At 70.9% G+C, this 26862-nt stretch carries 27 protein-coding genes; 24 read left to right on the plus strand and 3 right to left on the minus strand.

Annotated features, from left to right (window positions below; genetic code table 11):
• Positions 1 to 17: 17 nt before the first annotated feature.
• From ACZ6C1_RS01990 to ACZ6C1_RS02030, 9 genes are all read left to right on the plus strand, one after another.
• A complete protein-coding gene (locus ACZ6C1_RS01990) occupies positions 18 to 821 on the plus strand; it encodes an enhanced serine sensitivity protein SseB C-terminal domain-containing protein (protein WP_469236771.1) in 804 nt (267 codons plus the stop codon).
• 295 nt (positions 822 to 1116) lie between these two features.
• Entirely contained in the window at positions 1117 to 2115 is a 999-nt protein-coding gene (locus ACZ6C1_RS01995) for an ABC transporter permease (RefSeq protein ID WP_469236773.1), read from the plus strand.
• A gap of 86 nt (positions 2116 to 2201) precedes the next feature.
• A complete protein-coding gene (locus ACZ6C1_RS02000) occupies positions 2202 to 3953 on the plus strand; it encodes an ABC transporter substrate-binding protein (protein WP_469236775.1) in 1752 nt (583 codons plus the stop codon).
• 81 nt (positions 3954 to 4034) lie between these two features.
• Entirely contained in the window at positions 4035 to 5042 is a 1008-nt protein-coding gene (locus ACZ6C1_RS02005) for an ABC transporter permease (RefSeq protein WP_469236777.1), read from the plus strand.
• Positions 5039 to 6130 carry an ABC transporter ATP-binding protein gene (locus tag ACZ6C1_RS02010; RefSeq protein ID WP_469236779.1) on the plus strand — a complete coding sequence of 364 codons (1092 nt, stop codon included), beginning with the start codon at positions 5039 to 5041 and terminating at the stop codon, positions 6128 to 6130. The genes ACZ6C1_RS02005 and ACZ6C1_RS02010 overlap by 4 nt, the downstream gene beginning before the upstream one ends.
• Entirely contained in the window at positions 6127 to 7362 is a 1236-nt protein-coding gene (locus ACZ6C1_RS02015) for an ABC transporter ATP-binding protein (RefSeq protein ID WP_469236780.1), read from the plus strand. Before ACZ6C1_RS02010 ends, ACZ6C1_RS02015 begins: the two co-directional genes overlap by 4 nt.
• Before the next feature lie 330 nt (positions 7363 to 7692).
• On the plus strand, positions 7693 to 8376 hold the full coding sequence (locus ACZ6C1_RS02020; protein ID WP_359807273.1) for a trimeric intracellular cation channel family protein: 684 nt from the start codon (positions 7693 to 7695) through the stop codon (positions 8374 to 8376).
• A gap of 26 nt (positions 8377 to 8402) precedes the next feature.
• On the plus strand, positions 8403 to 9221 hold the full coding sequence (locus ACZ6C1_RS02025) for a thioesterase family protein (protein WP_469236783.1): 819 nt from the start codon (positions 8403 to 8405) through the stop codon (positions 9219 to 9221).
• 111 nt (positions 9222 to 9332) lie between these two features.
• Complete coding sequence (locus ACZ6C1_RS02030; RefSeq protein WP_469237161.1) at positions 9333 to 9776, plus strand: hypothetical protein; 444 nt, start codon at positions 9333 to 9335, stop codon at positions 9774 to 9776.
• On the opposite strand, the gene ACZ6C1_RS02035 is transcribed toward ACZ6C1_RS02030, so the two are convergent.
• A complete protein-coding gene (locus ACZ6C1_RS02035) occupies positions 9745 to 10362 on the minus strand; it encodes a TetR family transcriptional regulator (RefSeq protein ID WP_469236784.1) in 618 nt (205 codons plus the stop codon). The two genes, ACZ6C1_RS02030 and ACZ6C1_RS02035, sit on opposite strands and share 32 nt — an antisense overlap.
• 117 nt (positions 10363 to 10479) lie before the next feature.
• On the opposite strand from ACZ6C1_RS02035, the gene ACZ6C1_RS02040 reads away from it, so the two are divergent.
• From ACZ6C1_RS02040 to ACZ6C1_RS02050, 3 genes are all read left to right on the plus strand, one after another.
• Complete coding sequence (locus ACZ6C1_RS02040) at positions 10480 to 10626, plus strand: hypothetical protein (protein ID WP_469236785.1); 147 nt, start codon at positions 10480 to 10482, stop codon at positions 10624 to 10626.
• Positions 10627 to 10636: 10 nt separating this feature from the next.
• Positions 10637 to 10909, plus strand: a complete 273-nt coding sequence (locus tag ACZ6C1_RS02045; protein ID WP_469236787.1) for a DUF4190 domain-containing protein — start codon at positions 10637 to 10639, stop codon at positions 10907 to 10909.
• Positions 10910 to 11014: 105 nt separating this feature from the next.
• Positions 11015 to 12184, plus strand: coding sequence for a cysteine desulfurase family protein (locus ACZ6C1_RS02050; protein WP_469236789.1), 1170 nt, complete (start codon positions 11015 to 11017; stop codon positions 12182 to 12184).
• Here ACZ6C1_RS02050 and ACZ6C1_RS02055 read toward each other — a convergent pair.
• Positions 12177 to 12842 carry an N-acetylmuramoyl-L-alanine amidase gene (locus ACZ6C1_RS02055; RefSeq protein WP_469236791.1) on the minus strand — a complete coding sequence of 222 codons (666 nt, stop codon included), beginning with the start codon at positions 12840 to 12842 and terminating at the stop codon, positions 12177 to 12179. The two genes, ACZ6C1_RS02050 and ACZ6C1_RS02055, sit on opposite strands and share 8 nt — an antisense overlap.
• Positions 12843 to 12902: 60 nt before the next feature.
• Here ACZ6C1_RS02055 and mnmA point away from each other — a divergent pair, with 60 nt between their 5' ends.
• The 4 genes from mnmA (at position 12903) to ACZ6C1_RS02075 (ending at position 16901) form a co-directional block, all read left to right on the plus strand.
• A complete protein-coding gene (gene mnmA / locus ACZ6C1_RS02060) occupies positions 12903 to 14027 on the plus strand; it encodes a tRNA 2-thiouridine(34) synthase MnmA (RefSeq protein WP_469236792.1) in 1125 nt (374 codons plus the stop codon).
• A 128-nt stretch (positions 14028 to 14155) separates the two neighbouring features.
• The gene (locus ACZ6C1_RS02065; protein ID WP_469236793.1) at positions 14156 to 14521 is read left to right on the plus strand and encodes a hypothetical protein; all 366 of its coding nucleotides are present in this window, start codon (positions 14156 to 14158) and stop codon (positions 14519 to 14521) included.
• Entirely contained in the window at positions 14518 to 16314 is a 1797-nt protein-coding gene (locus ACZ6C1_RS02070) for an alpha/beta hydrolase (protein ID WP_469236795.1), read from the plus strand. Before ACZ6C1_RS02065 ends, ACZ6C1_RS02070 begins: the two co-directional genes overlap by 4 nt.
• Positions 16315 to 16421: 107 nt before the next feature.
• Positions 16422 to 16901 carry a hypothetical protein gene (locus ACZ6C1_RS02075; RefSeq protein WP_469236797.1) on the plus strand — a complete coding sequence of 160 codons (480 nt, stop codon included), beginning with the start codon at positions 16422 to 16424 and terminating at the stop codon, positions 16899 to 16901.
• A 191-nt stretch (positions 16902 to 17092) separates the two neighbouring features.
• Here ACZ6C1_RS02075 and ACZ6C1_RS02080 read toward each other — a convergent pair whose 3' ends face one another.
• Positions 17093 to 17416 (minus strand): DUF427 domain-containing protein, encoded by a 324-nt coding sequence (locus ACZ6C1_RS02080; RefSeq protein ID WP_469236798.1) that lies wholly within the window; start codon positions 17414 to 17416, stop codon positions 17093 to 17095.
• Positions 17417 to 17466: 50 nt separating this feature from the next.
• On the opposite strand from ACZ6C1_RS02080, the gene ACZ6C1_RS02085 reads away from it, so the two are divergent.
• From ACZ6C1_RS02085 to ACZ6C1_RS02120, 8 genes are all read left to right on the plus strand, one after another.
• Positions 17467 to 18006 (plus strand): LOG family protein, encoded by a 540-nt coding sequence (locus ACZ6C1_RS02085; RefSeq protein WP_469236800.1) that lies wholly within the window; start codon positions 17467 to 17469, stop codon positions 18004 to 18006.
• Positions 18007 to 18025: 19 nt separating this feature from the next.
• Positions 18026 to 18724: an SDR family oxidoreductase gene (locus ACZ6C1_RS02090; protein ID WP_469236802.1), complete on the plus strand. Its 699-nt coding sequence runs from the start codon at positions 18026 to 18028 to the stop codon at positions 18722 to 18724.
• Positions 18721 to 19728 carry a methionine synthase gene (locus ACZ6C1_RS02095; protein ID WP_469236804.1) on the plus strand — a complete coding sequence of 336 codons (1008 nt, stop codon included), beginning with the start codon at positions 18721 to 18723 and terminating at the stop codon, positions 19726 to 19728. Before ACZ6C1_RS02090 ends, ACZ6C1_RS02095 begins: the two co-directional genes overlap by 4 nt.
• 23 nt (positions 19729 to 19751) lie before the next feature.
• On the plus strand, positions 19752 to 21935 hold the full coding sequence (gene ligA / locus ACZ6C1_RS02100) for an NAD-dependent DNA ligase LigA (RefSeq protein WP_469236805.1): 2184 nt from the start codon (positions 19752 to 19754) through the stop codon (positions 21933 to 21935).
• A gap of 225 nt (positions 21936 to 22160) precedes the next feature.
• Entirely contained in the window at positions 22161 to 24269 is a 2109-nt protein-coding gene (locus ACZ6C1_RS02105) for a putative bifunctional diguanylate cyclase/phosphodiesterase (RefSeq protein ID WP_469236807.1), read from the plus strand.
• Between the two features lie 558 nt (positions 24270 to 24827).
• Complete coding sequence (gatC, locus tag ACZ6C1_RS02110; protein ID WP_016642027.1) at positions 24828 to 25124, plus strand: Asp-tRNA(Asn)/Glu-tRNA(Gln) amidotransferase subunit GatC; 297 nt, start codon at positions 24828 to 24830, stop codon at positions 25122 to 25124.
• Between the two features lies 1 nt (position 25125).
• On the plus strand, positions 25126 to 26619 hold the full coding sequence (gene gatA / locus ACZ6C1_RS02115) for an Asp-tRNA(Asn)/Glu-tRNA(Gln) amidotransferase subunit GatA (RefSeq protein WP_469236809.1): 1494 nt from the start codon (positions 25126 to 25128) through the stop codon (positions 26617 to 26619).
• Entirely contained in the window at positions 26616 to 26855 is a 240-nt protein-coding gene (locus tag ACZ6C1_RS02120; protein WP_469236810.1) for a hypothetical protein, read from the plus strand. The genes gatA and ACZ6C1_RS02120 overlap by 4 nt, the downstream gene beginning before the upstream one ends.
• Positions 26856 to 26862 lie beyond the last annotated feature (7 nt).

Here is a 26862-nt window from a genome sequence, read left to right on the forward strand (position 1 = left end):
GAGGGGCGGGACCCAGGGTGAGCGCGTCAGGCGCCGCGGCGGCCGGAGCGGCGGCCGGGCACGCGGCAGGGCAGGTCGAGCACATGCTGAGTCAGGTGACTCCCGGCCGCTACGACACGTACGAGGCACTCCTGCACGCCCTCGCCGAAGGCCGGCTGTGGATGCTGCTCTGGTACGGCCAGGCCGGCTCGCCCGACGCCCAGTACGGGAACATGGAGGTCGACGGCCTCGGGTACGCCCCGTGCGTCACCTCCGCGCAGGAGCTCGCCGCCTCCGGCTGGAACCGCGCCCACGAGGTCATCAGTGGCCGTGACATCGCCCGCGCCCTCTACCCCGACCGCTGGGGCATCTGGCTCAATCCACACGCTCCGGGCGGTGGCGTCGGCATCCCCTGGCCGGACCTGCGCCGCATCGCCACCGGCCTCGACCGAATGCCCGCCGGACCGCTCAAACTGTCCGAACCGGGCATCCAGCTACCGCAGTTCTACGCCCTGCTCACCCAGAACGCCCACCGCACCCCCGCCGTCCGGTCGCTGCGCCGTGCCTGGGTCCAGCCGGCCCTCGGCACCCCGTACCTCGCCATCGGCCTGGACCTGTACGACACCGGCCAGGCGTCCGTCGACGCCGTGCGCGCGATGATGCAGCAGTCCGTCGGGGCCGTCCCGGACGGCCTGCCCGTGTCCACGGTCGCGATGTCCGACGAGTACGACCCGGTGACCATGTGGATGCGGGCCAACGCCCGCCCCTTCTACGACCGCGAGGCCCACGCCACCGCACCCGTCGTGCCCGGTACGGGGTACGGATACCCGCCTCGCGGCTGACGCTCCCGCTTGTCCGTTTTCGCTTGTCCGTTTCGATGGAATACCGGCCGAGTTGGTCCGCTGAGGCGGCCGACCCGTCCGGATAACGGAAGCCGACGACCCGCATCACGGTTGCGCAAACATTCCCGGTGAGGTCTGGCGGGTGATCGTGAACCCATTGAAGACTCCCCCCAACCAGGGGTGGTCGCACATGCGTGCAGCGCATTCGCGCATCCCCTGAACGGACCGCGCCGCAGACCCGGGTGGTCCGTCGAGCACTGTCGGCGACCGTCGGCACGGGCGAGCACGAGGGACGATGACCGCACCCATTGAGACCACCGGATCGCAGGCCGAGGCAGCGCCTGAGGCCGTACTTGAAGGCGTCAAGTCCAAGCAGATCGAAGGTCGTTCACTCGGTCAGATCGCCTGGACCCGCTTCAAGCGGGACAAGCTGGCCGTGACCGGCGGAGTGATCGTCGTTCTGCTCGTCCTGATCGCCGCGCTCTCCCGGCCGCTCCAGGCGATGCTGGGTCTCGACCCCAACGCCTTCCAGCAGGACCTGGTCGATCCCAACACCTCGCTCCCCAAGGGCGGATTCGGCGGGATGAGCTGGGACCACCCGCTGGGCGTCGATCCGAAGTTCGGCCGCGACATCCTCGCCCGCATTCTGGAGGGCTCCTGGGTCTCGCTGGTCGTCGCCTTCGGCGCGACGATCCTGTCCAACGTCATCGGTGTGGTGCTCGGCCTGATCGCCGGGTACTACGGCGGCCGTGTGGACACCGTGATCAGCCGGCTCATGGACACGTTCCTCGCCTTCCCGCTGCTGCTGTTCGCCATCGCCATCTCGGCGACCTTGCAGGGCGGTGCCTTCGGCCTGGAGGGCCTGCCCCTGCACATCAGCGTGCTCATCTTCGTCATCGGGTTCTTCAACTGGCCCTACATGGCCCGTATCGTGCGCGGTCAGACCCTGGCCCTGCGGGAACGGGAGTTCATCGACGCCTCGCGCGGGATGGGGGCCCGCGGCCCGTACATCCTCTTCCGCGAGCTGCTGCCGAACCTCGTGGGACCGATCACCGTCTACGCGACACTGCTCATTCCGACCAACATCATCTTCGAGGCATCGCTCAGCTTCCTCGGCGTCGGAATCCAGCCACCGCAGGCCTCATGGGGCGGCATGCTGAGGGAGGCGGTCGACTTCTTCGAGGTCGATCCGCAGTACATGCTCGTCCCCGGCCTCGCGATCTTCATCACCGTACTGGCCTTCAACCTGCTCGGTGATGGCCTTCGGGACGCTCTGGACCCGCGCAGCCGCTGACGTCTGCCACGTCATCCGCGGCGGCCGCACCACCGGGCCCGGACCGTACCGACAAGTTTCCGAAAACAAAGGGGAGTTCGACGAAAATGCGAAGGTCAGCAGTGGCCGCAATCGCGGTCGTCAGCAGTGCCAGCCTGCTCCTCGCGGGCTGCAGCAAGGCGGACGACGGCGACTCGAGTGCCAAGGGCAATGCCAAGGCGAACGCCGCGACGACCGGTGTCGTCAACGCCTCGGACAAGAAGGGCGGCACGGTCACCTACGCGATGGCCGACGCCCCCGAGTCCTTCGACCCGGGCAACACGTACTACTCGTTCATCTACAACTTCAGCCGGCTGTACGCCCGCCCGCTGACGACCTTCAAGCCGGGCCCCGGCGAGAAGGGCAACGAGCTCGTCGCCGACCTCGCCGAGGGCATGGGTACCCCCAGCGACGGTGGCAAGACCTGGACGTACAAGATCCGCCAGGGCGTCAAGTACAGCGACGGCACGCCGGTCACGGCCAAGGACGTCAAGTACGCCATCGAGCGCTCGAACTTCGCGCGTGACGTGCTGTCCAACGGCCCGAACTACTTCCAGCAGCTCCTGGACGACCCGGCCAAGTACAAGGGCCCGTACAAGGACAAGAGCGAGAAGGGCCTGGCGTCCATCCAGACGCCGGACGACCACACCATCGTCTTCAAGCTCAACAAGCCCTTCGCGGACTTCGACTACCTGGTCAGCGCCCCGCAGACCGCCCCGGTGCCGAGGGCCAAGGACAAGGGCGCGGACTACACCAAGTCGATCCTGTCCTCCGGCTCGTACAAGTTCGAGACCTACAAGGACGGCCAGCAGGTCGTCCTCGTCCGCAACGAGCACTGGGACGCCAAGACCGACCCGCTGCGCAAGCAGTACCCGGACAAGATCGTCCTGAACCTCAAGGTCAACCAGGCCACCATCGACAAGGACCTGATGTCGGGCGACATCATCGCCGACCTCAAGGGCGGCGGCGTCGACGCCCAGACACAGGCGAAGGTCATGTCCAAGGCGGACCTCAAGGCCAACACCGACAACACCTACGGTGGCCGGCTCGTCTACACGGCGATCAACACCAAGGTGAAGCCGTTCGACAACGTCGAGTGCCGCAAGGCCGTGCAGTACGCCATCGACAAGGTCTCCGTGCAGACCGCGATGGGCGGCCCGATCCGCGGTGACATCGCCACCACCGTGATGCCGAACGACCTGCCGGGCCACGAGAAGTTCGACCTGTACCCCAGCAAGGACAACAAGGGCGACGAGGCCAAGGCCAAGCAGCATCTGAAGGCCTGCGGCCAGGAGAAGATCTCCACCTTCATCTCCGCCCGCAGCGAGCGCAAGCCCGAGATCGACGCCGCCACCGCCGTCGTCGCGTCGCTGAAGAAGGTCGGCATCGACGCCAAGATCAAGCAGTACCCGGGCAGCAAGTACTTCAGCGACTACGCCGGTGTCCCGTCCTTCACCAAGAAGGAGAACATCGGCCTGATCATGATGCAGTGGGGTGCCGACTGGCCGACCGGCTACGGCTACCTCCAGCAGATCGTCCACGGCAAGGCCATCGGCCAGTCCGGCAACACCAACCTGTCCGAGCTGAACGACCCGGCGATCAACAAGCTGCTGGACGACGCCATCGCCAACACGGACGAGAACGCGCGCAACGCCGCGTACGTCCAGGTCGACAAGAAGGTCATGGAGCAGGCGGCCATCGTCCCGCTGTCGTACTTCAAGGTCCTGAACTACCGCTCGCCGCACGGCACCAACATGGTGGCTTCCGCGGCCTGGAGCGGGCAGTACGACTACCTCAACATCGGCACCACGAAGAAGTAGCCCCGGAAGGCAGGTGAAGGCATTGGTGCCCGCGGGCCCCCGCATCCACGGTGCGGCCCGCGGGCACCGGCGCCGGTCCCCGTGATCTCGTACATCATCCGCCGACTGATCGCGGCAGTGATCCTGCTGCTGGTCGTCACGGCGGTCACCTTCGGCATCTTCTTCATCCTGCCGAAGCTGGCCGGCCAGACGGTCGATCAGCTGGCCCAGCAGTACATCGGCAAGAACCCCACGCCCGCGGACATCGAAGCGGTCAAGCGGAATCTTGGCCTCGATGAACCGGTCTACGTCCAGTACTGGGACTTCATCAGGGGGATCGTCACCGGCGCCACCTATGAGCGGGGCCCCACCGTCGTGCAGTGCGACGCGCCCTGCTTCGGTTACTCCTTCAAGACCAACCTGGAGGTCTGGCCGGAGCTCGTCGACCGGCTGCCGGTCACCATCTCCCTCGCCATCGGCGCGGCCGTGCTGTGGCTGGTCTCCGGCATCGTCGTCGGCGTCATCTCCGCGCTCAAGCCCGGCTCGTTCTTCGACCGTGCCGCCATGGGCGGCGCGCTCGCCGGCGTCTCGCTGCCGATCTTCTTCACCGCCCAGCTCTTCCTGCTGCTCTTCAGCTACAAGCTGGAGATCTTCGGCCGGACGTACGTGCCGTTCGCCGAGAATCCCTCGCAGTGGGCCAACACGCTCTTCCTGCCGTGGTGTTCGCTCGCCCTGCTGTACGCGGCCATCTACGCCCGCCTCACCCGCTCCGGGATGCTGGAGGCGATGAGCGAGGACTTCATCCGTACCGCCCGCGCCAAGGGCATGCGGGAGCGGCGGGTCGTCGCCAAGCACGGCCTGCGGGCCGCGCTCACCCCGATCGTCACCGTCTTCGGGATGGACATCGGCCTGCTGCTCGGCGGCGCCGTCATCACCGAGACCGTGTACTCGCTCCACGGCATCGGTGAGTACGCGGTGCAGTCGATCGTCGCCAACGACCTGCCGCCGATCCTCGGCGTCACTCTGCTCGCGGCGTTCTTCGTCGTCTTCCTCAACCTCGTGGTTGACCTTCTGTACGCCGTCGTCGACCCGCGCGTGAGGGTGTCATGACCGAACTGTCCAAGACCGGCGCCGTGGTGGAGGACCGCCCCGGCACCTCCGAACCGCGCGCCTTCCTCGACGTACGCGACCTCAAGGTCCACTTCCCCACCGACGACGGCCTGGTCAAGTCCGTCGACGGGCTCTCCTTCCAGCTGGAGAAGGGCAAGACCCTCGGCGTCGTCGGCGAGTCCGGCTCCGGCAAGTCCGTCACCTCACTCGCCATCATGGGCCTGCACCGGCTCGGCGCGCGGGGCAAGAACGTACGGATGAGCGGCGAGATCTGGCTCGACGGCAAGGAGCTGGTGAACGCCGACCCGGACGAGGTGCGGCGGCTCCGCGGCCGTGAGATGGCGATGATCTTCCAGGACCCGCTGTCCGCGATGCACCCGTACTACACAGTCGGCAACCAGATCGTGGAGGCGTACCGCATCCACAACAAGGTCACGAAGAAGGTCGCCCGCACCCGGGCCATCGAACTGCTGGACCGCGTCGGCATCCCCGAGCCCGGCAAGCGCGTCGACTCCTACCCGCACGAGTTCTCCGGCGGTATGCGCCAGCGCGCGATGATCGCCATGGCGCTGGTCAACAACCCCGAGCTGCTGATCGCCGACGAGCCGACGACCGCGCTGGACGTCACCGTCCAGGCGCAGATCCTCGACCTCATCCGGGACCTGCAGAAGGAGTTCGGCTCGGCGGTCGTCATCATCACGCACGACCTCGGCGTGGTGGCCGAGATCGCCGACGACATCCTGGTGATGTACGGCGGCCGGTGCGTGGAGCGCGGCCCCGTCGACAAGATCTTCTACGAGCCGCAGCACCCCTACACCTGGGGCCTGCTCGGCTCGATGCCCCGCATCGACCGGGAGCAGACCGACCGGCTCATCCCGGTCAAGGGCCAGCCGCCGTCCCTCATCAACGTACCGAGCGGCTGCGCCTTCAACCCGCGCTGCCCGTACGCGGATGTGCCCAAGGGCGGGATCACCCGCACCGAGCGCCCGGAACTGCGTGAAGTGGGCTCCGGCCACTTCTCGGCCTGCCACATGGACCAGGCGGAGCGCACGCGGATCTGGACCGAAGAGATTGCGCCGAAGCTGTGACCAACGAACCGACGCGTACCGATGCCGGCCCCCTGCTCAAGGTCGAGGGCCTGGTCAAACACTTCCCCATCAAGAAGGGGCTGCTCCAGCGGCAGGTCGGCGCCGTCAAGGCGGTCGACGGCATCGACTTCGAGGTGCGCCGCGGTGAGACCCTCGGCGTGGTCGGCGAGTCGGGCTGCGGCAAGTCGACGATGGGCCGGCTGATCACCCGGCTGCTGGAGCCCAGCGGTGGCAAGGTCGAGTTCGACGGTACCGACATCACGCACCTGAGCACGGGCGGGATGCGGCCGTTCCGGCGCGACATCCAGATGATCTTCCAGGACCCGTACGGGTCGCTGAACCCGCGGCACACCATCGGTTCGATCGTCTCCGCGCCGTTCCGGCTCCAGGGTGTGGAGCCGGAGGGCGGGGTCAAGAAGGAGGTCCAGGGCCTCCTGGAGCGGGTGGGCCTGAGCCCCGAGCACTACAACCGCTACCCGCACGAGTTCTCGGGCGGCCAGCGCCAGCGCATTGGCATCGCGCGGGCGCTCGCCCTGAAGCCGCGGCTCGTCGTCGCCGACGAGCCGGTCTCGGCGCTGGACGTGTCGATCCAGGCGCAGGTGGTGAACCTGCTGGACGACCTCCAGGAGGAGCTGGGCCTGACGTACGTGATCATCGCCCACGACCTGTCGGTCATCCGGCACGTCTCCGACCGGATCGCGGTGATGTACCTCGGCAAGATCGTGGAGCTGGCGGACCGTACGTCGCTGTACGAGGCGCCGATGCACCCGTACACCAAGGCCCTGATGTCGGCGGTCCCGGTACCGGACCCGAGGCGGCGGGGGGCCAAGAGCGAGCGGATCCTGCTCAAGGGTGACGTGCCGTCGCCGATCGCCCCGCCGAGCGGGTGCCGGTTCCACACGCGCTGCTGGAAGGCGACGCAGGTCTGCACGGTCAAGGAGCCCCCGCTGCTGGAGCTGGCCCCCGGCCGGCGGGTGGCGTGCCACCACCCGGAGAACGCCCCGGACCAGGCGCCGGGCGACACGGCGCTGGCCTCGGCGGGCGAGGCGATCGAGATCGTGCCGGCGACGAAGGCCGCCGCGTCGGGCGCGTCCGCCTCGGAGGCGTCCGCCGCGGAAGCGTCCGCTGGGGAGGCGTCCGCCGCGCCGGAGCCGTCGGCCCCGTCGGCCCCGGTGATCCCGGCCCCGTCCAAGGAGCCGTCCCCGGACGACGAGGACCCGAAGAACCCCTGACCCGCGCGGGGTGGCCCCTCGGGACCACCCCGCCCGGGCGTCGGTTGGCGTGAGGTCCGCGCCCCGGGGGTCCCGCCCGTGTCGGTTGGCGTGGGGGCCGCTCCCGGGGGTCCCGCCCGTGTCGGTTGCCGTGGGGGCCGCTCCGTGGGGGGTGTCCCCCTTCCCGGGGCGGGCCGGGGGTGGATTCCGCCGCAGGCCCAGGCACGCGACCCGCACCACCGGCGCAAGCCGGGCCCGCCCGGCACGGTGGTCCGTGTACCGGCGGGGGACGCGCGGGGGTAGCGGTCCGGCGGGGGCGGAGCCCCCGGGGAGAACCGGCACAATTGGGCGGTGCTCCAGGAATTCTTCACCCCCTCCGTGCAACACGCGCTCGACCTCGCCGGGATCTTCGTGTTCGCGATCTCCGGCGCCCTGCTCGCCGTGCGCAAGAACTTCGACGTCTTCGGCATCGCCGTCCTCGCCGAGGTGACCGCCCTGGGCGGAGGGCTGTTCCGGGACCTGGTGATCGGCGCCGTACCGCCCGCCGCGTTCACCGACCTGGGGTACTTCGTCATGCCCCTCGTCGCCACCGTGCTCGTCTTCTTCCTGCACCCGGTGGTCGAGCGGACGCAGGCGGCCGTGAACGTCTTCGACGCCGCGGGGCTGGGGCTGTTCTGCGTCGCGGGCACGACCAAGGCGTACGAGTACGGCCTGGGTCTCACCTTCTCCGCGGTGCTCGGTCTCGCCACCGGTGTCGGCGGTGGCGTCCTCCGCGACGTCCTGGCCAACGAGGTGCCGTCGCTGCTCCGCTGGGACCGGGACCTGTACGCCGTGCCGGCCATCGTGGGCGCCACCATGGTGGCGCTCTGCATCCGCTTCGAGATGCTGAACCCTTTCACCAGCGCCCTCGCCGCCGTGACCACCTTCCTGCTGCGCCTGCTGGCGATGCGCTACCACTGGCGGGCGCCCCGTGCGTGGAACCGGCGGTCGACGGCGAGGGAGGAGGAGCAGCTCCCCGGAAAAGCTACCGCTTAGTAATTTCCTGTTGTACTGTGCCGGACATGGACAGCGAGTTCGACCGCGACACCGCGGTGACCCTCCGCGAGCCGGGCGTCTACGACGCGGAGCTCTCCGCCGGCTGGACGATCATCCAGGCCGTCAACGGCGGCTACCTGCTCGCCCTGCTCGGCCGTGCGCTCGGCGAAGCCCTGCCGCATCCCGACCCGTTCACCATCTCGGCGCACTACCTGACGCCGTCCGCGCCGGGCCCCGCCGTGATCCGGACGGAGACGGTCCGTTCCGGCCGCACCCTCTCCACCGGCCAGGCCTCGCTCTTCCAGTACGCGGAGGACGGCACCGAGGTCGAGCGCATCCGGGTCCTCGCCTCCTACGGCGACCTGGACGCCCTGCCCGACGACGTACGGACGACGGCCAAGCCGCCGGCGATCCCGCCGCGCGAGCACTGCCTCGGCCCGTCCGACGGGCCGGCACCCATCCCCGGCTCCTCCGCCATCACCGAGCGCCTCGACATCAAGCTCGACCCCACCACCCTGGGCTGGGCCGTCGGCGCCCCGTCCGGCAAGGGGGAGATGCGCGGCTGGTTCGGCCTGGCCGACGGCCGCGAGCCGGACCCGCTGTCCCTGCTGCTCACCGTCGACGCCCTGCCCCCGACCTCCTTCGAGCTCGGCCTCACCGGCTGGACGCCCACCGTGGAGCTCACCACCCACATACGGTGCCGCCCCGCCCCCGGCCCGCTGCGCGTCTCCATCACCACCCGCAACCTCGCGGGCGGTTTCCTGGAGGAGGACGCGGAGGTCTGGGACAGCGCCGACCGCCTGGTCGCCCAGTCCCGTCAACTCGCGCGCGCACCCAGGGGCTGATGGCCCAGGGCTGAAGTCCGGCCGGCCGCCTCTGAATCCTCCTGCTCCTCAAGGCGGGGCCTGGTCCCCGCCGCCGAGCTCGCCGAGCGCCTCGACGTCTCCGTACGCACCATCCACCGGGACGCCGAGGCGCTCTTCGCGTCCGGCGCCCCCGGCCACGCCGAGCGCGGCCGGCACGGCGGCGTCGCGCCGCTGCCGGGCTTCATGTCACCGGCCCGGCCGCCGAGTCGACGCATCCTCGTCGGCCGGACCGCCGGTCGGGCGCCCTGGCGCCGGACGTGGACCCGGGCCTCCTCGCATGACTCCGTCTCCGCCGACCGGCGACTGCGGCTGCGCCGCCGCCACGGCGGTACGGAGGCGCCAGGGGCGTACACCGTGGATCCCTACGGGCTCGTCGCCAAGGCCGGTGCCCGGTCGCCGAACGTCGCGCGACGCCCCGGCTCTTCCGGGCGGGCCGTGCCTGCCCACCGGGCGGCCACCACCGACCAGCCGCCGCGGCGGCGGCTCGCCCCGTACGCGGACGTCAGTCCAGCCAGTGCCGGCGCCCCAGGCTGACCAGCCGCAACTGGCGCCGCGCGGTCCGTGCCACCCGGTCCCACTCCCGCGGGGGTGTCGCCAGGAACGCCGAGGCGGTCATCACCATGTGGTCGACGTACAGCCCGGCGAGCATGAGCAGGTCGTCCCGCTCCCACGCCTCGCTCCCGGGGTGCCTGGCCAGCTCGTCGGCCACCTCGTGGGCGAACCGGTCGAGTTGGCCGCCGATGGCCTCGCGCACCGGTGCCACGCCGCCGTGCCGTTCACGGGCGATGAACCGGACGTGAGCGGGGTACCCGCGTACGAGCCCGGCGATCAACTCGACGGTGGCGGCGATCCGTTCGTCGCTGTCGCCGGTCGCCGCCAGGGTCGTACGGATCGTTCCGTGCAGGCTGCCGAGGGCCTCGTCGACGAGGGCGACGCCGAGGTCCGCGGTGTCCCGGAAGTGCCGGTAGAAGGCCGCCGGGGCGACGCCCACCGCGCGGGTCACCTCGCGCAGGCCGAGGCTGCTCAGGCTCTGCTCCTCCAGCAGCCGGAGGGCGGCGTCCAGGAGCGCCTGACGGGTCTTCTGTTTCTGGGCCTGACGGATCCCGGACGTGTGACTCATGCCATTCAGTAAACAACCGTTCTCCGAGCCGTTCCAGACTGAGGGTCGCTAGACTGGGTAGTCAGTGAACAAGTGTTTTCCGATTCAACCCTACTGAGGACCGAGGGAGGTCATCCGATGTTCTTCATCGTCGCCGCCCTGCTGATGCTGGGTGTCGTCCTCGGGACCGTGGCCCACGTGCCCGTCCCGGTCACACTGGTCGCCGCGACCGTCATCGGCGCCTGGCTGCTGATCTTCGCCATCCGGGAACGACAGCACCGCTGAGGAGACAGCCATGGAACTCACCACCTCCACCCCCCGCCCCCGGAGCCGTGTGCGTGACGCCGACGGGATGGCCGTCGCCGCGTTCGTCCTGGGCCTGGTGGGCCTGCTGGTGATGAACATCCTGCTCGGGCCCATCGCCATCGGCCTCGCCGTCCTCGCCCTGCGGCGCGGCACCACACGCCGGGGACGGGCCATGCTCGGCCTCGGCCTCGGCGTCGCCGACCTCGCCGTCCTGGCCACCCTGGTCACCATGGACGGCACGGTCTCCTGGAGCATCGCCTGACACGGCTGAACCGGGTGGCGCCGACCCCGGCGGGGCGGCCGGGGCGGATACGGCCGATACGGCGCTGATCCTCCGACGTCGGAGGGCTCGTAGAATCGTTGCACCATGGCATACCTCGACCACGCCGCGACCACTCCGATGCTGCCGGAGGCGATCGAGGCGATGACCGCCCAGCTCGCCGTCACGGGCAACGCGTCCTCGCTGCACGCCGCCGGCCGCCGGGCCCGCCGTACCGTCGAGGAGGCCCGCGAGGCCCTCGCCGAGGCACTCGGCGCGCGCCCCAGCGAGGTCGTGCTGACCTCCGGCGGCACGGAGGCGGACAACCTCGCCGTCAAGGGCCTGTACTGGGCCCGCCGGGACGCGGACCCGCGCCGCGTGCGGGTGCTGGCCAGCCCGGTCGAGCACCACGCCGTCCTCGACGCCGTGCACTGGCTCGGCGAGCACGAGGACGCCGCCATCGAGTACCTGCCCGTGGACCGGTACGGGCGCGTCCACCCCGACGCCCTCCGGGAAGCCATCGAGCGCGACCCCTCGACCGTCGCCCTCGCCACCGTGATGTGGGCCAACAACGAGATCGGCACCGTCATGCCGGTACGGGAACTGGCCGCCGTCGCGCGGGAGTTCGACGTCCCGCTGCACTCCGACGCCGTCCAGGCCTTCGGCCAGGTCCCGGTGGGCTTCGCCGACTCCGGCCTCGCCGCCATGACGGTTTCCAGCCACAAGATCGGCGGCCCCTACGGCATCGGGGCGTTGCTCCTGGGCCGCGAGTACAGCCCCGTGCCGGTGCTGCACGGCGGCGGGCAGGAGCGCCACGTCCGCTCCGGCACGCTCGACGTCCCGGCCGTCGCCGCCTTCGCGGTGGCGGGACGGCTGGCGGCCGAGCGCCGCGCGGAGTACGCCCGCGAGATCGGCGCCCTGCGCGACGACCTGGTCGACGCCGTCCGTACGGCCGTCCCGGACGCCGTCCTCGGCGGCGACCCCGCCACCGAGGGCCGCCTGCCCGCCAACGCCCACTTCTCCTTCCCCGGCTGCGAGGGCGACTCGCTGCTGCTGCTCCTCGACGCCCAGGGCATCGAGTGCTCCACCGGATCCGCCTGCACGGCCGGCGTGGCCCAGCCCAGCCACGTCCTGCTGGCCACCGGCACCGACCCGGACCTGGCGCGCGGCACGCTCCGCTTCACACTCGGGCACACCTCGACCCGCGCCGACGTCGAAGCGGTCGCCAAGGCCATCGGCCCGGCGGTGGAACGCGCCCGGACCGCCGGCCTCAGCTAGCCGTCGTCCGCGGGGCCCGGGAGGCGTCCCGCACGAGCCTCATGTACCGGTCCCAGTCCCAGTGCGGCCCCGGATCGGTGTGGTCGGTGCCCTCCACCTCCACATGGCCGATGATGTGCTCGCGGTCCACCGGTATCCCGTACCGCGCGCATATCCCGGCCGTCAGCCGCGCCGACGACGCGTACATCGCGGCGGTGAAATCCTGCGGCCGGTCCACGAACCCCTCGTGCTCGATGCCGATGCTGCGCTCGTTCATGTCCCGGTCGCCCGCGTGGAAGGCCACGTCCAGCTCACGGATCATCTGGGCGACGTGCCCGTCCTTCCGTACGACGTAGTGCGTCGCCGCCCCGTGCCCGGGGTCCTTGAACACCTTCAAGGCGGTCGGAAAGCTGCCCTGCACCACATGGATCACGACCCGGTCGATGGTGAAGTCGTCCGGCCGGTCGGCCCGCCGCCAGTTCGCCCGCGAGGCCGCCGTCCATTCCGCCCCCGCGTGGTCCAGCTCGCCCTCGACGCGGTCCTTCTCCACCCCCGGCACCCGGTACCAGGCACTCCGCAGCTCGTCGCGCGCCAGCACCGCCGCGCCCACGACGGCCGCCCCGCCGCCGATCAGCACCGCCCGACGCCCGACGACCGGCCCCCGCTTTTTCCCGTCCATGTGACCGTGAACGCATACTCGGGGGACCATGGTTCCCGGGGCCCGTACCCTGGTAGGGCTATGACTCACACTCCCCAGCGCCCGCTCCGTGTGCTCGCCGCCATGTCGGGCGGCGTGGACTCCGCCGTCGCCGCCGCCCGCGCCGCCGAGGCCGGCCACGACGTCACCGGCGTGCACCTCGCCCTGTCCGCGAACCCGCAGTCCTTCCGTACCGGCGCGCGGGGCTGTTGCACCATCGAGGACTCGCGCGACGCCCGCCGCGCGGCCGACGTCATCGGCATCCCGTTCTACGTGTGGGACCTGGCCGAGCGGTTCCGCGAGGACGTCGTCGACGACTTCATCGCCGAGTACGAGGCCGGGCGCACCCCCAACCCGTGCCTGCGCTGCAACGAGAAGATCAAGTTCGCGGCTCTGCTGGACAAGGCGCTCGCGCTGGGCTTCGACGCGGTCTGCACCGGCCACTACGCCACCGTCGTCACCCGCGAGGACGGCACCCGGGAGCTCCACCGCGCCTCCGACATGGCCAAGGACCAGTCGTACGTCCTCGGGGTCCTGGACGAGAAGCAGCTCGCGCACGCGATGTTCCCGCTGGGCGACACCCTCACCACCAAGGACGAGATCCGCGCGGAGGCGGAGCGGCGGGGCCTGGCCGTGGCGAAGAAGCCCGACAGCCACGACATCTGCTTCATCGCGGACGGTGACACCCAGGGCTTCCTCGCCTCCCGCCTGGGCAAGGCGGAGGGCGACATCGTCGACGAGTCCGGCGCCAAGGTCGGCACCCACGAGGGCGCGTACGGCTTCACCATCGGCCAGCGCAAGGGCCTGCGCATCGGCCACCCCGCCCCGGACGGCAAGCCCCGGTACGTCCTGGACATCTCGCCCGTGAACAACACCGTGACGGTGGGCCCCGCCGAGGCGCTCGACGTCACCGCCCTGACGGCCATCAAGCCCCGCTGGTGCGGCACCGCCCCCTCGGGACCCGGCGCCTACACCGCCCAGCTCCGCGCCCACGGCGACGAGACCCCGGTCACGGCGACCCTCGCGGACGGCGAACTCCACGTGTCCTTCGAGGAGCCCGTCCGCGGCGTCGCCCCCGGCCAGGCGATCGTCCTCTACGACGGCACCCGCGTGGTCGGCTCGGCCACCATCGCCACGACGACCCGCCGGACGCCGGTCAGCGCCTGAGCGAACCCGCGTCAACCGGGGACACCGGTCCGCGGCGGTGCGGTTCACCGGCCCGCCGCCTGCGCTAACGTCACCGCGCGCACAGCGCGTCGCTGTGCGTGACCTTCGACGTGCGGGGGATGGCGTACGTGACGTATACGCAGCGCTGGCAGGAACTGCTCGACCTGGCCCCGGGGCACGGCGGGCTCAAGCACAGCGGCGGGCCCTGGACCGGTGCCTCCGGCGCCGCCGATGAGTTGCGCGTCCGGACCGAGAGCGGCCGCCGCTCGCTCGGCACCGCCCACGAGGGCGTCGGGGCGGCGGGCGCGGGGCTGACGTCGGTGGCCTCCTTACGGGCCGTGCTGACCTCCTGGGAGGAGCGTCTCGCGGCCGTACGGGACGAGTGCGCGTACCTGACCGGCGCCCTCGCGAAGGTCGCCAAGGAGATGGGCGAGACCGACACGGGGGTCGGGCATGCCTTCCACGCCGTCCCGGAGGGCGGCCGGCAGCGGTGAGCGGCACCACCCTGACGTGGCGACTCCTGCGGGACCTGAGGCCGGCCGCGCTGGAGGACGCGGGCGACGCGTGGCACGCGGAGTCCAGCCGGTCGGGCTCGGACCGCGTCCGCGTGGACCGCCTGATGACGGCGCGGCTGCGGGAGACCCAGGACAGCCGGTCCGCGGCGGCGGCCCTCGCGCGCCTCCAGCGGCTGAGCCGCAACTACCAGTACCTGCACACCGAGTGCGGCCTGATCCGTACCACCCTGAACGCCCTGGCGGCGGAACTGGCGGTGCCCCAGAAGCAGTTGCGGCAGGCGCTGGACGAGGCGGCCGAGCTGCGGTTCACCGTCCACGAGGACGGCTCCGTCAGCTTCCCGCCCGGCACCACGGCCACACGTGCGGGTGAGACTCCCACCCCGGGCGGCCAGGCCCGCGGTGACGCCCGCCTGCCCCTGGACCGTGCCCCGGGCCTGGCCGGCCCGCCCCCGACGGTCCGGCCGCTCAACCCGAACGCGGAAAAGGCCCAGGCCCTCGCGGACCGCATCGCCCGCGCGGTCCGCGCGGCCACGGAAATCGACCTCAAGTACGCGGCGACGCTGGACCGCCTCAGGGCGGCGAAAGGCCTGGACGTCACCACGGCCACCCTCGCCGACGCCGCACGCGACACCGCGGACGTCCGCGCCGCGGCGGGGCGCCACCTCGGAGACGGCATCCCCGCCGACAGGTCCCCGGCCGAACTCAAGGCCTGGTGGGACGGCCTCCCCGAAGAGCAGCGCCGCGAGTACATCGACATCGCCCCGGACCTGATCGGCGGCCTGGACGGCATCCCCGCGGCGGTACGTGACGAGGCGAACCGCAACCACCTGCCGGTGCTCATCGACGAACTGGCCCGGCGCCACGATGACGACTCCCGCACAAAGCTGGAGGCGCTCCGCATGATCCAGGGCCGCCTCAGCCAACCGAGCGTCCCGCCGATGTACCTGCTGGGCATCGGCGACGAGGGCAACGGCCGCGCGATCGTCGCCTACGGCAACCCCGACACCTCGCGGAACGTCTCGGCATACGTGCCGGGCCTGGGCACGAAGCTGAACGGGGAGTTCGTCGAGGACACGATGAAACGGGCCGAGGACACGGCGATCGGGGCACGGCGGGTGGATCCCTCCAGCGCCTCCATCATCTGGCTGGGCTACGACGCGCCTCAGCTCGCGGACGTCATGACCGAGAGTGATGCGGAGCGAGGAGCCCCCGCGTACAACCGGTTCATGGCGGGACTGGAAGCGACCAACTCGAACGCCGACCCCCACCTGACGGCGATCGGCCACTCCTACGGCTCGTTCACCGTGGGCACGGCGGCAAAGCAGTCCGGCGGTATTCCGGGAGTCGACGACGTGATTCTGCTGGGAAGTCCGGGAGTGGGTGTGGAAAGGGCGAGAGACCTCGGTGTCGACGAAAGCCACGTCTTCGTCGGAGCGGCCGACAACGACCTGGTCACCAGGGCCCCGACAAAGGGCGAGATGGCCTTCGCCGGCCCCGTCGGCTCACTCTTCTACGGTGACGTCGTCGACCGGGGAAACGACGACAACTACTTCGGCAAGGACCCGGCGAGCGAGGCCTTCGGCGCCCAACGCTTCAAGGTCGACCCCGGCCCTCCGTTCGCCGGTGCCAGCGCGTCGGAGGGGTTGCAGCTGGGGTTGATGGACGCGCACTCGCAGTACTTCGACCCGAAATTGGACCTGGATTCAGCAGAGAGCATCGCCCGGATCGTCGGAGGGAAGCCCAACGAAATCACCAAGGAGGAGCGGCGATGAGATGGGTACGAGGTGCGCGATTGGCGATGTCAACGGCGCTCGTCAGCGTCCTTGTTGCAGGGTGTACAGGTGCGGAAGGCGCGCGTGGAACTGGAGCGACGACCATCATGGACATGCAGGAGGCCGCTGAACGGGCGGATGCGATGCTGGACGCAACCATTTCAGCGGTTGTGCCGGAGATTGAGTGGGCCCATCACGTGACCACAGCCGGATCGTGTCAGGTCAACCGGCGTCGGACTGTTACCACCATCATCTCCAACGAGCGGCGCGGCAACTTCTTGGGTGTCATCGAGCGGTTCTGGAAGGGGAGCGGCTACAAGATCACTTCTGTGAACCAGTCTCGGGAGATGCCCGCCATTTTTGCCAAGTCACGGGACGGGTTCCAGCTCCAGTTGAGCTTCGGCTACAAGGGCCAAGCCTTCTTCGAAGTCGCCACCCCCTGCGTAGCCAAGTCACCCGTCGCCGAGCCCACCTCCGAACCCAACGGCCCTGCCTACCCCCTCGGGCAGGTGCCCACCCCCAATGTCCGTTCCGCGTTCTGGTCCGCCGAGGTGCCCGTCCCGTCTTCCGGGCCGACGGCACGGTGAGCGTGGTGCGTTTCGGGGGGTGAACCACCGCTTCAGTGAGCGGGCCGGGGGCTGGGGGCCACCGCATGGGTCTGGCGCGAGCGCGTCGCCGCGCCGGCCGTCCGCCAGGAGCCGCGTGGGCCGCCCGGTCTGCTCGGCGGATCCCCCGAGGGCCGCCGGGTCGGCGCCGTACGGCGGTTCGTACACCGCCGTCACACCACCTCTGTTTCGTAGAAACAGAGGTGGCCCTTGATCTCCGCGACGTCCGGCTTCGGGTCGGGGTACGCCCACACCGCGTCCTTCGCCCCGTCCAGCGACCAGTAGGACGCCGTGCCCTTGAACGGGCAGTACGTGTGCGTGTCCGACGGGGACAGCAGGTCCATCCGGACGTCCGCCGTGGGCAGGTAGTAGCGCACGGGACAGCCCGTTTCGCGCAGCACCAGCGGCCGTCGGCTCTCGGCGATCACGTGACCGTCGCGGACGACGCGTACGTGCTCGCTGCCTTGCTCGATCGTGATGCGGTGTCCTGTCGTCATGGTCGGTGCAACAGCCGGGCCCGGACCGCGATTCCCCGTACGGTTGCAACATGAACATTTGTGTCTTCCTGTCCGCCGCCGACCTCGACGAGCGGTACACCGTTCCGGCCCGCGAGTTCGCCGGTCTGCTCGGCAAGGGCGGTCACACCCTGGTGTGGGGCGGCAGCGACTGCGGCCTGATGAAGGTCGTGGCGGACGGCGTCCAGGAGGCGGGCGGACGGCTCGTCGGCGTGTCCGTGGAGTTCCTGGCGGCCAAGGCGCGGGCCGGTGCCGACGAGATGGTCTTCGCCGAGGACCTCGCCGAGCGGAAGGCACTGATGCTCGCCAAGTCGGACGCGATCGTCGTCATGGTCGGCGGCACCGGCACCCTCGACGAGGCCACCGAGATCCTGGAGCTGAAGAAGCACGGCAAGCACACCAAGCCCGTGGTGCTGCTCAACGCGGCGGGCTTCTACGACGGGCTCAAGGAGCAGTTCCGGCGCATGGAGGCCGAAGGCTTCCTGCCGGTGCCGCTGACCGACCTGGTGTTCTTCGCGGAGGACGGGGTTTCGGCCCTCGCGTACCTGGAGGAGAGCGCCGGGATCCGGTAGCCCTCGTCCGGATGCGAGCATGGCCCGTATGGCTACACACATGATCACCGGGGCGGGTTCCGGCATCGGCGCGGCCGTCGCCCGCCGCCTGCACGAGCGGGGCGACGAGCTCGTCCTGCTGGCCCGTGACGCCGGACGCGCCAAGGAGCTGGTCGGCGCCTACCCGGGTGCCCGCACGCTCGTCGGCGACCTCGCCAATCCGGACCGGCTCTCCTGGGCCTTCTCCCACCAGTCCCTCCCGGACCGGCTCGACTCGCTGCTGCACATCGCGGGCGTCGTCGACCTCGGGCGGGTCGGCGACCTCACCACCAAGGCCTGGCGCAGCCAGCTCGACGTGAACCTCGTCGCGCCCGCCGAACTGACCCGGCTCCTCCTGCCGCAGCTGCGGGTCTCCCAGGGACACGTGGTGTTCGTCAACTCCGGCGCCGGGCTGAACGCGCACGCCGAGTGGTCCGCGTACGCCGCCTCCAAGCACGGCCTCAAGGCGCTGGCCGACTCGCTGCGCCAGGAGGAGCACGGCAACGGCGTACGCGTCACGTCCGTCTACCCGGGCCGTACGGCCAGCCCGATGCAGGCGAAGGTGCACCAGCAGGAGGGCAAGGAGTACGACGCCTCGCGCTGGATCGACCCCGAGTCGGTCGCCACGGCGATCCTGACGGCCATCGACCTGCCGCGCGACGCGGAGATCAACGACCTGACGGTGCGGCCCGGACGATGAGCGACGACGACTTCAGCTGGGGCCCGGCCACCGGGATCGGGTCCATGCCGGGCGGCGACGCGCGGGAGGCCGCCAGGACCGTCACCGGGACCTTCGAGGACTTCCCCTTCCTCGCGGAGCTGCCCGCGCGCGGCCCGGGTGCCGACATGATCGGGCGGACCATCGGGCTGCTCGTCGAGATGTACGCGCACGTCGAGCCGAGCGGCTGGCGGGTCAGCGACCGGCCGGGCCGGGACACCCGGCGGGCCAGGTCCTGGATGGGGGAGGACCTCGACGCCCTGGAGGAGTTCACCCAGGGGTACGAGGGACTCCTGAAGGTTCAGGCCGTGGGGCCGTGGACGCTGGCCGCCGCCCTGGAGCTGCGGGGCGGCGAGGCGGCACTCGGCGACCCCGGCGCCTGCCGGGACCTGGCGTCCTCGCTGGCGGAGGGGCTGCGCGCCCACCTCGCGGAGGTGCGGCGCAGGATCCCCGGCGCCCGCGTGGTGCTCCAGCTCGACGAGCCGTCGCTGACGGCGGTGCTGCAGGGACGGGTGCGGACCGCGAGCGGCTACCGCACGTACCGGGCGGTGGACCGGCAGGTCGTGGAGAGCGCGCTCAGGGACGTGATGGCCGTGAACGAGGGACACGGGCCCGTGATCGTGCACTCGTGCGCCCCGGACGTGCCGTTCGCGCTGCTGCGGCGCGCGGGCGCGGCGGGCATCTCGTTCGATTTCGGGCTGCTCACCGAGCGTGACGAGGAGCAGATCGGGGAAGCGGTCGAGGGCGGCACGAGGCTGTTGGTGGGCGTCGTCGAGTCGACCGACGTTCCATTGTCAGACCCTGCCGGTAGCGTCATGGGTGTCAGGACGCTGTGGCGCAGGCTGGGGCTGAATCCGGGGACTCTCGCCGAGTCGCTGGTGGTCACCCCGTCGTGCGGACTGGCGGGTGCTTCGCCCGCGTATGCCCGTGCCGCGCTCGCCCACTGCGTCAGGGCGGCGAGATCGCTCGCGGACAACCCTGAGTGACGTCAGTAACGGGAGGAATGACGGTGGCTGTCGAACAGCAGGACGTCGTGCCGGCGGAGGCACGGGACAAGCACGCGCAGCTGGCCGAGCAGGTCGAGGAGCACCGCTTCCGGTACTACGTGAAGGACCAGCCGGTCATCAGCGACGCCGATTTCGACCGGCTGCTGCGCTCGCTGGAGGCCCTGGAGGAGGAGTATCCGGAGCTCCGTACGCCCGATTCGCCGACCCAGAAGGTCGCCGGGTCGTACGCGACGGAGTTCACGGCCGTCCAGCACCGCGAGCGGATGCTGTCGCTGGACAACGCCTTCGACGACGAGGAGCTGGCCGGCTGGGCGGACCGCGTCGCCAAGGAGGTCGGCACCTCGGAGTACCACTTCCTGTGCGAGCTCAAGGTCGACGGCCTCGCCGTCAACCTGACGTACGAGAAGGGGCGCCTCACGCGCGCGGCCACACGTGGCGACGGCCGCACGGGCGAGGACATCACGCCGAACATCCGCACCATCTCCGACGTTCCCGACCGGCTGAAGGGCGACCGGATCCCGGACCTCGTCGAGATCCGTGGCGAGGTCTACTTCCCGATGGAGAAGTTCGAGGAGCTCAACGCCCGCCTGGTGGAGGCCGGTGACAAGCCCTTCGCCAACCCGCGCAACGCGGCGGCGGGTTCGCTGCGCCAGAAGGACCCGAAGGTCACCGCCACCCGCCCGCTGCACATGGTGGTGCACGGTATCGGCGCGCGTGACGGCCTGGAGATCAGCCGTCTGTCGGAAGCGTACGAACTGCTGCGCGAGTGGGGTCTGCCGACGGCCCGGCACAACAAGGTGGTCGACGACATCGCCGGCGTACGGGAGTTCATCGCGTACTTCGGCGAGAACCGCCACTCGGTGGAGCACGAGATCGACGGCGTGGTCGTCAAGCTCGACGAGATCCCGCTCCAGGGCCGGCTCGGCTCCACCTCGCGGGCGCCCCGCTGGGCGATCGCGTGGAAGTACGCGCCGGAGGAGGTCAACACCAAACTGGTCAACATCCGGGTGGGTGTCGGCCGGACGGGCCGGGTGACGCCGTACGCGCAGGTGGAGCCGGTCACGGTCGCGGGCTCGGAGGTCGAGTTCGCCACCCTGCACAACCAGGACGTGGTGAAGGCCAAGGGCGTCCTCATCGGCGACACGGTGGTGCTCCGCAAGGCCGGTGACGTCATCCCGGAGATCCTCGGGCCGGTCGCGGACCTGCGGGACGGCACGGAGCGGGAGTTCGTCATGCCCGCCGAGTGCCCCGAGTGCGGGACGGCGCTGCGGCCGATGAAGGAGGGCGACGTCGACCTGCGCTGTCCGAACGGCCGTACGTGCCCGGCGCAGCTGCGTGAGCGCCTCTTCTACCTGGGCAGCCGCAAGGCCCTCGACATCGAGAACTTCGGCTATGTGGCGGCGGCGGCGCTGACCGCGCCCCTGGAGCCGGCCGAGCCGCCGCTGGTGGACGAGGGCGACCTGTTCGACCTGACCATCGAGCAGTTGCTGCCCATCAAGGCCTATGTCCTGGACCAGGACAGCGGCCTGCCCAAGCGCGATCCGAAGACGGGCGAGGAGAAGATCGTCACGGTCTTCGCCAACCAGCAGGGCGAGCCGAGGAAGAACGCCCTGGCCATGCTGGAGAACATCGCGGAGGCCAAGCAGCGGCCACTGGCCCGGATCATCACCGGGCTGTCGATCCGTCATGTCGGGCCGGTGGCGGCGGAGGCGCTCGCACGCGAGTTCCGCTCCATCGACCGCATCGAGCAGGCGAGCGAGGAGGAGCTGGCGGCCGTCGAGGGAGTGGGGCCGACCATCGCCGCCTCGCTGAAGCAGTGGTTCGAGGTGGACTGGCACCGGGAGATCCTGCGCAAGTGGCGTGCGGCCGGGGTGCGGATGGAGGAGGAGAGCTCGGGCGAGGACCAAGGACCGCGCCCCCTGGAGGGGTTGACCGTCGTCGTCACCGGCACCCTGCAGAACCACACCAGGGATGGCGCAAAAGAGGCCCTCCAGAGCCAGGGAGCGAAAGTGACCGGTTCCGTTTCGAAGAAGACCGCCTTCGTGGTTGTTGGTGACAACCCTGGTTCGAAATACGACAAGGCGATGCAGTTGAAGGTTCCGGTTCTCGATGAGGACGGCTTCCGTGTCCTGCTCGAACAGGGTGCCGACGCGGCGCGCGAGGCGGCGGTACCGCTCGAACAGTAGGCCGGGGAACGCCCGAAAAGAGTCACCCGTTCAGCGCATACCAGATGGATAAGGGTGGCCGGGTCGCATTCGGGCAAGACCAGTAGAGCGCTGCCCGTCGAAGCCTTCTGCGGCCTACTGTTGAGAGGGCGCCTGTCGTGCCCGGCCGGGGGATGATTCCGGCCGTGCCGACATGACAACGGGCCATCGCGTGGCAACGGCACCGCCGGCTGTGAGAGGGACGGAATGAAACCGACCGAGAGTGCCGCCCCGGTCCCACGGCCGCGTGCGTACGCGGCCTGCGCGGGCATCGCCTCCAGGCTCCCGAACATCGTCCTGGCCGTCGCCGCCTTCGTCCTCACCGCCGGGCTGTACGGCGCGGTGAGCGGCGGCCACGCCCTCTTCCCCGGTTCCACGGCGGGCTGGTCGCTCGCCGTGCTCACCGGCATCATCGTCGGCCACCTGGTGGCCCTCGGCCGCGACCGCTGGTGGGGCGGCACGGGCTCCGGTGCCGCGCTCACCCTCGCCGTCCTGCTCCTGTACGGGTGGGTGCCGGCCGGGCTGGTCAGCCTCGCCGTCGTCGTCCTGGTCGGCGCGGCGCGGCGGCACCGCTGGCGGCAGGGGCTGCTGCACGGCGCGGCGGACATCCTCGGCATCGGCGCGGCGGCCCTGGTGCTCGCCGCGTTCGGGGACGTACCGACGGTCGAACAGCCGTGGCGTCCCCTCGAATGGGGTATCGAGGCCGTACCGGAGGTGGCGCTGGCGGCTGCCGCGTATCTGGTGGTGACCCGGCTGCTGTTGTGGTACACGTTGGCCCCGCAGAGCGGCGGGCTGCCCACGGCGGCCCGTACGGCGCTGCTGCGACAGGGGCTCGTGGCGGTCGCACTGCTCGGCATCGCGCCGCTGATCTGCGTCGTCGCCGTCTCCCTGCCGGTGGTGCTGCCGCTGTTCGCCGTACCGCTGATCGCCCTGGACTCCACGCTCTGGATCGCCCGCGCGCGGGCGGAGGAACAATTGCGCGACCCGCTGACCGGCCTGCCCAACCGGCAGTGGCTGCTGGAGCGGACCTGGTCCGCTCTGGAGGAGGCGGAGGGCGAAGGCGTCAGGGCGGCCCTGGTGCTGATCGACCTCGATCGCTTCCGGTCGGTCAACGACACGCTCGGTCACCTGGCGGGCGACCGGCTGCTGCTCCAGATCGCCGACCGGCTGCGGCTCGCGCTGCCGCGCGGTGCGGAGGTCGCCCGGCTCGGCGGCGACGAGTTCGCCGTCCTCCTGCCCGTCGCCGACTCCACCACCAGCGCCCAGCGAGTGGCCCGGCAGCTCGCCGCCGAGCTGTCCTCGCCGCTCGACCTCGACGGCCTCACGCTCGTCCTGGAGGCCAGCGCGGGGGTCGCCGTCTTCCCCGACCACGCGCTGGACGCCGAAGGCCTGCTCCAGCGCGCCGACGTCGCCATGTACCAGGCCAAGCGGGACCGCACGGGCGTCGAGGTGTACGAGTCGAAGCGCGACTCCAACACCCCCGACCGGCTCGGACTCCTCGGCGACCTGCGCCGCGCCCTGGACGCCGGCGACGTCGAGCTGCACTACCAGCCCAAGGTCCGCTTCGACGGACACGTGGCCGGACTGGAGGCGCTGGTGCGCTGGGTGCACCCGGAGCGCGGGAAGGTCCCGCCCGACGAGTTCATCGCCATCGCCGAGTCCTCCGGGCTGATGCCGCACCTCACCGAGTACGTCCTGGAGACGGCACTCGGCCAGGTCGCCAAGTGGCGCGCCCAGGGCCTGAACGTCCCCGTCGCCGTGAACGTCTCGCCCCGCGACGTCCACACCCCCGGCTTCGCGGGCGCCGTCGCCGCGCGGTTGGCCCGCCACGGGGTCCCGGCGGGCGCGCTCCAGTTGGAGATAACGGAGCACGTCCTGCTGGAGGACCCGCAGCGCGCCGCCGACACCCTGGCGGGGCTCACCGGTCACGGCGTGAAGATGTCCCTCGACGACTTCGGCACGGGGTACTCCTCCCTGGTCCACCTGCGGCGCCTGCCCGTGAGCGAACTGAAGATCGACCGCTCCTTCGTGGCCCGCCTGGCCGTCGACAACGAGGACGCCGAGATCGTCCGCTGCACCGTCGACCTGGCCCACTCGCTCGGCCTCCTCGTGGTCGCCGAGGGCGTCGAGGACGACGAGACCTGGGAGCGGCTGCGGGACCTGGGCTGCGACGCGGTCCAGGGGTGGCTGGTGGCCGCCGCGATGCCGCCGGCCGAGACGACGGCCTGGCTCCGCGCACGCGGCGAGTCCGGCTGGCACCGCCCGCCGCGCGAACTCCCCCCGGCGCCGCAGAACGCCGACCAGGTGGTGCAGTAACCCCCGCCGGCCCGGGCACTCCGCCCGGGGCCGGGGCCCTTGTCCGGTGCGCCCCGGGTGGCGCGCTCCCCGTTGTGGGCATTGCGCCCGGGTCGGGCCTCTGCCCGGTGCGCCCCGGGTGGCTCGCCCCCCGTTGTGGGCATTCGTCCCGCTGGGGCGGGACGGGTGGGCACAACGGGCCGGGACGGTGTCCCTCCGGCGACCCCCGGGGCGGTGCCTGTTCGCGCCCGGGTGCGGGCCGGTGGGCGGCGGCCACCCCGGTAGGTGGGGGCGGGGCCCCTCCGGGCTCACCTCCTCGAGGCCGGCGGCCCTGGGTGCCGGCACGGGAGCCGCCCCGAGGCCGCCAACCTCTGCGGGGGCGACCCTGCACGGCCCCACCCGGGCGGGTGGTGTCCGCGGGTCGGTGGGTGGTGGGCGCGGTCCCCTTCCGGGCGGGTGCTGTCCGGGGGTCGGTGGGGGCGGCCCGGGAGGGCTCCGTGGCAAACCGTTTAACGGGTAGCGCGCCCCGCCCCATAGGATTGGGCCAAAACCATCACACTCACCCCTGAGGATCGCTGCATGCCTGGCATCACGCGCGAGGAGGTCGCCCACCTCGCCCGGCTGGCACGTCTTGAGCTGAAGGACGAAGAGCTCGACCACTTCGCCGGACAGCTCGACGACATCATCGGCGCGGTCGCCCGCGTCTCCGAGGTCGCCGACCAAGACGTACCCCCGACCTCTCACCCGCTGCCGCTGACCAACGTCATGCGCGCGGACGAGGTCCGTCCCTCGCTCACCCCCGAGCAGGCGCTCTCCGGCGCGCCCGCGCAGGAGCAGCAGCGTTTCAAGGTGCCGCAGATCCTGGGGGAGGACTGACATGACGGACATCATCAAGCTCACCGCCGCCGAGATCGCCGAGAAGATCGCCTCCGGCGAGCTCACCGCGGTCGAGGTCACCGAGGCCCACCTGGCCCGGATCGAGGCCGTCGACGAGAAGGTGCACGCCTTCCTGCACGTCGACCGCGAGGGCGCCCTCGCCCAGGCGCGTGCCGTGGACGAGAAGCGGGCCAAGGGCGAGAAGCTCGGTCCGCTCGCCGGCGTACCGCTCGCGCTCAAGGACATCTTCACCACCCGGGACATGCCGACGACGGTCGGTTCGAAGATCCTGGAGGGCTGGCTCCCGCCGTACGACGCGACGCTGGTGAAGAAGCTGCGCGGCGCCGACGTCGTCATCCTCGGCAAGACCAACATGGACGAGTTCGCCATGGGGTCCTCGACGGAGAACAGCGCCTACGGGCCGACCGGCAACCCCTGGGACCTCACCCGGATCCCGGGCGGCTCGGGAGGTGGCTCCAGCGCGGCGCTCGCGTCGTACGAGGCGCCGCTCGCCATCGGCACCGACACCGGCGGCTCCATCCGCCAGCCCGCGGCCGTCACCGGCACGGTCGGCGTCAAGCCGACGTACGGCGGTGTCTCCCGCTACGGCATGGTGGCGTTCTCCAGCAGCCTGGACCAGGGCGGGCCCTGCGCGCGGACCGTGCTGGACGCGGCACTGCTGCACGAGGTCGTCGCGGGCCACGACCCGATGGACTCGACGTCCATCGACGCGCCCGTTCCGCCGGTCGTCGAGGCCGCTCGCAACGGCTCGGTGCAGGGGATGCGGGTCGGCGTCGTCAAGCAGTTCCGCGGCGAGGGCTACCAGGCCGGTGTGGTCCAGCGGTTCAACGAGTCCGTCGAGCTCCTGAAGGAGCTGGGCGCCGAGATCGTCGAGCTGGACTGCCCGTCCTTCGACCTGGCGCTGTCGGCGTACTACCTGATCGCCCCGTCGGAGTGCTCCTCGAACCTCGCCCGGTTCGACGGCCTGCGCTACGGCCTGCGCACCGGTGACGACGGCACGAAGTCCGCCGAGGACGTCACCGCGCTCACCCGTGAGGCCGGCTTCGGCGACGAGGTCAAGCGCCGCATCATGCTCGGTACGTACGCGCTCAGCTCCGGCTACTACGACGCGTACTACGGCAGCGCGCAGAAGGTCCGGACGCTCATCACCCGGGACTTCGAGAAGGCGTTCGAGCAGGTCGACGTGATCGTCTCGCCGACGACCCCGACCACCGCCTTCCCGATCGGCGAGCGCGCCGACGACCCGATGGCGATGTACCTCGCCGACCTGTGCACCATCCCGACCAACCTGGCCGGCAACGCCGCCATGTCGCTGCCCTGCGGCCTGGCTCCGGAGGACGGCCTGCCGGTCGGTCTGCAGATCATCGCCCCCGCCATGAAGGACGACCGCCTCTACAAGGTGGGCGCGGCCGTCGAGGCCGCCTTCGTGGCACGCTGGGGCCACCCGCTGCTTGAGGAGGCTCCGTCGCTGTGAGCGCACTGACCAAGGCCAAGGGCTTCAAGAAGTCCCGGGCCGGAACGTATCTGTCCATCGGCACCACCGCCTTCGGCGCGCTCAGCGTGATCAAGCAGGTCCGGAAGGCGCGTGGCGAGAGCGACACGCTTCTGCTGCTGGACGCCGTCGTGTCCGCCGCCGCGATCGCGACCGGCCTCGCCATCCTGGTGCGCGAACTGAAGCGCGTCGGTGACGACGACGTCCTGTTCGGCTGAGAGGGAA

This window comes from Streptomyces sp. NPDC041796 (genome assembly GCF_055590785.1).

What these genes read in the sequence shown, in the direction of transcription:
- ACZ6C1_RS01995 (WP_469236773.1), top strand. Translation starts at nt 1,117, where the DNA reads ATGACCGCACCCATTGAGACCACCGGATCGCAGGCCGAGGCAGCGCCT.
- ACZ6C1_RS02000 (WP_469236775.1), top strand. Translation starts at nt 2,202, where the DNA reads ATGCGAAGGTCAGCAGTGGCCGCAATCGCGGTCGTCAGCAGTGCCAGC.
- ACZ6C1_RS02010 (WP_469236779.1), top strand. Translation starts at nt 5,039, where the DNA reads ATGACCGAACTGTCCAAGACCGGCGCCGTGGTGGAGGACCGCCCCGGC.
- ACZ6C1_RS02025 (WP_469236783.1), top strand. Translation starts at nt 8,403, where the DNA reads ATGGACAGCGAGTTCGACCGCGACACCGCGGTGACCCTCCGCGAGCCG.
- ACZ6C1_RS02035 (WP_469236784.1), bottom strand. Translation starts at nt 10,362, where the DNA reads ATGAGTCACACGTCCGGGATCCGTCAGGCCCAGAAACAGAAGACCCGT.
- ACZ6C1_RS02040 (WP_469236785.1), top strand. Translation starts at nt 10,480, where the DNA reads ATGTTCTTCATCGTCGCCGCCCTGCTGATGCTGGGTGTCGTCCTCGGG.
- ACZ6C1_RS02045 (WP_469236787.1), top strand. Translation starts at nt 10,637, where the DNA reads ATGGAACTCACCACCTCCACCCCCCGCCCCCGGAGCCGTGTGCGTGAC.
- ACZ6C1_RS02050 (WP_469236789.1), top strand. Translation starts at nt 11,015, where the DNA reads ATGGCATACCTCGACCACGCCGCGACCACTCCGATGCTGCCGGAGGCG.
- ACZ6C1_RS02055 (WP_469236791.1), bottom strand. Translation starts at nt 12,842, where the DNA reads ATGGACGGGAAAAAGCGGGGGCCGGTCGTCGGGCGTCGGGCGGTGCTG.
- mnmA (WP_469236792.1), top strand. Translation starts at nt 12,903, where the DNA reads ATGACTCACACTCCCCAGCGCCCGCTCCGTGTGCTCGCCGCCATGTCG.
- ACZ6C1_RS02075 (WP_469236797.1), top strand. Translation starts at nt 16,422, where the DNA reads ATGGACATGCAGGAGGCCGCTGAACGGGCGGATGCGATGCTGGACGCA.
- ACZ6C1_RS02080 (WP_469236798.1), bottom strand. Translation starts at nt 17,416, where the DNA reads ATGACGACAGGACACCGCATCACGATCGAGCAAGGCAGCGAGCACGTA.
- ACZ6C1_RS02085 (WP_469236800.1), top strand. Translation starts at nt 17,467, where the DNA reads ATGAACATTTGTGTCTTCCTGTCCGCCGCCGACCTCGACGAGCGGTAC.
- ACZ6C1_RS02090 (WP_469236802.1), top strand. Translation starts at nt 18,026, where the DNA reads ATGGCCCGTATGGCTACACACATGATCACCGGGGCGGGTTCCGGCATC.
- ACZ6C1_RS02095 (WP_469236804.1), top strand. Translation starts at nt 18,721, where the DNA reads ATGAGCGACGACGACTTCAGCTGGGGCCCGGCCACCGGGATCGGGTCC.
- ACZ6C1_RS02105 (WP_469236807.1), top strand. Translation starts at nt 22,161, where the DNA reads ATGAAACCGACCGAGAGTGCCGCCCCGGTCCCACGGCCGCGTGCGTAC.
- gatC (WP_016642027.1), top strand. Translation starts at nt 24,828, where the DNA reads ATGCCTGGCATCACGCGCGAGGAGGTCGCCCACCTCGCCCGGCTGGCA.
- gatA (WP_469236809.1), top strand. Translation starts at nt 25,126, where the DNA reads ATGACGGACATCATCAAGCTCACCGCCGCCGAGATCGCCGAGAAGATC.